This is a genomic window from Micromonospora globispora (assembly GCF_003857015.1).
Taxonomy (GTDB): domain Bacteria; phylum Actinomycetota; class Actinomycetes; order Mycobacteriales; family Micromonosporaceae; genus Micromonospora; species Micromonospora globispora.
This window is the reverse complement of the sequence record NZ_QGGF01000368.1, coordinates 1-3,940: the sequence shown is the minus strand read 5'-3', so window position 1 is coordinate 3,940 and position 3,940 is coordinate 1. Positions and strand designations below refer to the sequence as shown.

The following is a 3,940-nucleotide window of genomic DNA, read 5'->3' as shown; positions in this document are numbered from 1 at the left end:
GGAGGAGGTCGAGCCCGTCCCGGTACGCCGACCGCTGGCGCTGACCGTCGCCGGCTTCGCCGCGCTGCTCGGCGTCGGCCTGGTGTTCGGCGCGCAGACCGCCGGGCCGGGCCACCGGCTGCCGTTCGCGATCGTCATCTTCGGCGTCCAGCTGCTCTTCGTGCTCGCCTGGACGATGGCCATGCGACCGCCTGCGCTGCTGGTGGTCGCCCTGGTCAGCGCCGGTGTAGCGGCCGCGGCCGACGCCGCGGCGGTGCAGTCGCAGATCGCCGCACTCGCCCCGCTCGGGTACGTGGCGGCCGGCGGCTTCCTCCTCGGCGTGCTCGGTCAGCTCGTCCGCCGGGTCGACCGGGTCCGGGTGACCGACTCGCTCGGCAGCACCCTGCTCATCGTGGTCGGCGTCGTCGCGTTCGGGACGCTGATCGTGCTCAGCCGCATCCCGGCCGGCACCCAGGCGATCACCGTCTGCCTGACCGGCACCGGCGTCGCGCTCACCGTGGCCCGGCTGACCGACGCGGTGGCGCCCTGGCCACGGCTCGCCCCGCAGGTGCCGCGGGGCGCGGCGGGCGTGGTCGGCGGAGCGATGATCGGCACGCTGGCCAGCGCGCTGCTCGGCAGCTACCTGGTCGGCTTCACCCCGACCAGCGCGGCGCTGATCGGCTTGGTCGCCGCGGCCACGGCCGTGCTGACCGATCTGGCCGTCGGGTACGCCGAGGCCGGCCGGCTGATGGCGGGTGAGCCGCCGACGATGTGGATCGCCCGGCACATGCAGGGCCCGCTGGGCGGCTTCGCGCTCGCCGCGCCGGCCGCGTACGTCATGAGCGTGGTGTTCCTCTGAGCGTGCGATTGAGAAAACCGGCCATCGGGTAGTACCGGTGCGCCGCCAGGCGGCAACCGGCAGCGGACACAGGAGGCGTGGTGGCAGAGGCGTACCCGGAGTACGAGGAACGGCCCCGGCGACGCGGGGGCAAGCTGTTCATCTCGCTCATCGTCCTGCTGCTGGTCCTGGGCGGGCTGCTGGTCGTCGCCGACCGGGTGGCGGCCGGGGTGGCGGAGCGGGCCATCACCGATCGGGTCGAGCAGCAGGTCGCCAAGCAGAACGCGCAGTCCGCCAAGCCCGACGTGACGGTCGGTGGCTTCCCGTTCCTCACCCAGGTGCTGGCCGGCAAGTACGAGCACATCTCGATCGTGCTGAAGGACGTGCAGGGCCCGGTGCAGGGCGACACGGTCAACGTGCCGCAACTCGACGTCGACGCCCGCAACGTCAAGGCATCCCTGGACACGCTCCGGTCCGGGCACGGCGACGTGATCGCGGAGACGGTGGACGGCAAGGGCACGATCACCTACGACAGCCTGGCCAAGCTGCTCGACCGGCCCGGGCTCACCCTCGGCGAGCGGGACGGCAAGCTGACCGTCACCGCCCCGGTGGACATCCTCGGCGTGAAGCTCACCGTCAACGGCACGGCGGACGTGACCGTGGCCGGCAACAAGGTCGCCCTGCGCTTCAACGACCTCAACGCCGAGGGCCTGCCGAACCTCCCGCTGGCCAAGACGCTGCTGGCCAACTACGCCAAGGGCATCTCGATCGACGTGCCGCTGCCGAAGCTGCCGTTCCAGCTCAACGTCCGCAAGGTCGAGCCGCGCCCGGAGGGCTTGACGGTGACCGCGGACGCGCAGAACGTACCCATCAACTCGGCCGGCTGACCGGCTCGTCGTCCCTGCTCAGGCCCGACTTCCGGTCGGGCCGTCGGGGTTCTCCCGGCGGCTGCCGCGTCCCGGATGCTGGTCGGTCCGGTGGCGCGCGGAAGGTCGGCTGGTAGGCTCCCTCCCCATGGGGACGCTCCTCACCAAACGGCGCGCGGTCGACCTGTGCCGCGTGGCCACCTGTCTGTGTCGCCCCGTCATCTGACGGCGGGGCTGTCCTCGGCCGCCCAGCGGCCACCGCACGCAGGGTCCGCGTACCCTCCGGTGCTTCCCTGATCGCCCGGCAGCGGCGCCGTCGCACGAACCGTGATCCCGTTCCTAGCTCTGGGTCCCGCGCGTGGTGCGACAATCATCATCTTCGATCTCCGCGCGCTGGCTCACCATCCATCTCACCAGGGAGTGATCTGATGAGTCGCGACACCGCACTCGTCTCGGCCGAATGGGCCGAGAAGAACATCGACGCCCCGGGCGTCGTCTTCGTCGAGGTCGACGAGGACACCTCGGCCTACGACACCGGCCACATCGCCGGCGCCATCAAGCTCGACTGGCGGACCGACCTCCAGGACCCGGTCCGCCGGGACTTCGTCAACAAGAGCCAGTTCGAGGCGCTGCTCTCCGAACGGGGCATCGCCAACGACGACACCGTGATCCTGTACGGCGGCAACAACAACTGGTTCGCCGCCTACGCGTACTGGTACTTCAAGCTCTACGGCCACCGCGACGTGAAGCTGCTCGACGGCGGCCGCAAGAAGTGGGAGCTGGACGCCCGCCCGCTGGTCATCGACAAGGTGGAGCGCCCGCAGACCCGGTACGTCGCGCAGGAGCCGGACACCTCGATCCGCGCGTTCCGCGACGAGGTGGTCGACGCGATCGGCACCAAGAACCTGGTCGACGTGCGCAGCCCCGACGAGTACGCGGGCCGTCTCCTCGCCCCTGCCCACCTGCCACAGGAGCAGGCCCAGCGGGCCGGCCACGTGCCGACCGCGATCAGCGTCCCGTGGTCCAAGGCGGCCAACGAGGACGGCACGTTCAAGTCCGACGACGAGCTGCGCAAGATCTACGCCGACGCGGGGCTGGACGACAGCAGGGAGACCATCGCGTACTGCCGGATCGGCGAGCGCTCCTCGCACACCTGGTTCGTGCTCCAGGAGCTGCTCGGCCACCGCAACGTGAAGAACTACGACGGATCCTGGACCGAGTACGGCTCGCTGGTCGGCGTGCCGGTGGCGCTCGGCGACGAGCCCGGGGAGGCCTGAGTCATGACCGCTCCTGTTACTTCCACCGCTGCGGGTTGCGCCGCTCCCGACCAGGCCGCGCCGCTGCCGGCCAGCCTGGACCTGGAGAAGGAAACCGTCATCACCGGCGTCGTCCGCTCCGAGGCGGGCGAGGTCGTGCCGGGCGCGTACGTCCGGCTGCTGGACTCCACCGGTGAGTTCACCGCCGAGGTGGTGACCTCCCCGGCCGGCCAGTTCCGGTTCTTCGCCGCGCCGGGCAACTGGACCCTGCGGGCGCTCTCCCGGCACGGCAACGGCGACACCGCCGTGGCCGCCGCCCGCGGGATCAACGAGGTCACCGTCACGGTGGCCGCCTGACCCACGCTCTGATCGGTACCGTGGCCCGTCGTCCCTCCGGGGACGGCGGGCCACGGCCCGTTTCGCGCCTCGGCTGCAGCGGGCGTACCGGAACGGGCCGGCGGTGGGGACGGGCCGCCGCGTGACACGATGGCCCGGTGAGTGGTGCTGTCCAGGCGGGGTACGCCCCGCCGACCGGTCCCGATCGGCCCGCGCCCGGCCGGCGCTGGTTGCGCTGGCTGCTGGCCGCCACCGTGGCCTGGGCGGTGCTGCTCGCCGTGCTCACCTGGATCTCCGTCCGCGACGACCCACCGACGGTCCGCGAGCAGCGGACGCTGGCCGAGGCCGGCCCGGTGGTCGACCGCGCGGTGGGCGAGCTGCTCGCTGCGGTCGGCGACGGCGGCGTGGCGGCGATCATGCCGGACCGGCTCGAGCGGGGTTGCCGGATCACCCCGATGGAGGACGGTGCCGATCTGCAGCGCGGCGTGGAGGTCGTGGTCCCCGGCGACGACGTGCGCGGGCTGCTGCAACGGGTGGCCGATCGGCTGCCGGCCGGCTGGCGGGCCGGGGTCCGGGTGAGCGGCGACGGCCCGGTGCTGCGCGCCGACGCGGGCGAGTTCGTCGCCGTCCAGGGGCGGTCCAGCGGGCCGGGCCGGGTCCGGCTC

Annotated in this window: 5 protein-coding genes and 1 pseudogene; all 6 read left to right on the top strand. The window is 72.5% G+C overall.

The genetic code is table 11. The annotated features are described in order from the left end of the window. A partial coding sequence (locus tag DKL51_RS18725) for a hypothetical protein (protein WP_124812309.1) occupies positions 1 to 838 on the top strand: 838 nt, incomplete at its 5' end. 80 nt (positions 839 to 918) lie between these two features. After that, complete coding sequence (locus tag DKL51_RS18720) at positions 919 to 1,704, top strand: LmeA family phospholipid-binding protein (protein WP_109942847.1); 786 nt, start codon at positions 919 to 921, stop codon at positions 1,702 to 1,704. A gap of 127 nt (positions 1,705 to 1,831) precedes the next feature. Then, a complete protein-coding gene (locus DKL51_RS36920; protein WP_311202345.1) occupies positions 1,832 to 1,909 on the top strand; it encodes an Ms5788A family Cys-rich leader peptide in 78 nt (25 codons plus the stop codon). 202 nt (positions 1,910 to 2,111) lie between these two features. Then, positions 2,112 to 2,960 carry a sulfurtransferase gene (locus tag DKL51_RS18715; RefSeq protein ID WP_109942837.1) on the top strand — a complete coding sequence of 283 codons (849 nt, stop codon included), beginning with the start codon at positions 2,112 to 2,114 and terminating at the stop codon, positions 2,958 to 2,960. 3 nt (positions 2,961 to 2,963) lie between these two features. Continuing rightward, positions 2,964 to 3,296 (top strand): DUF1416 domain-containing protein, encoded by a 333-nt coding sequence (locus DKL51_RS18710; RefSeq protein ID WP_109942836.1) that lies wholly within the window; start codon positions 2,964 to 2,966, stop codon positions 3,294 to 3,296. Between the two features lie 137 nt (positions 3,297 to 3,433). Beyond that, positions 3,434 to 3,940: pseudogene (locus DKL51_RS18705) on the top strand (hypothetical protein); the annotation flags it as partial.

What these genes read in the sequence shown, in the direction of transcription:
- DKL51_RS18710 (WP_109942836.1), top strand. Translation starts at nt 2,964, where the DNA reads ATGACCGCTCCTGTTACTTCCACCGCTGCGGGTTGCGCCGCTCCCGAC.
- DKL51_RS18715 (WP_109942837.1), top strand. Translation starts at nt 2,112, where the DNA reads ATGAGTCGCGACACCGCACTCGTCTCGGCCGAATGGGCCGAGAAGAAC.
- DKL51_RS36920 (WP_311202345.1), top strand. Translation starts at nt 1,832, where the DNA reads ATGGGGACGCTCCTCACCAAACGGCGCGCGGTCGACCTGTGCCGCGTG.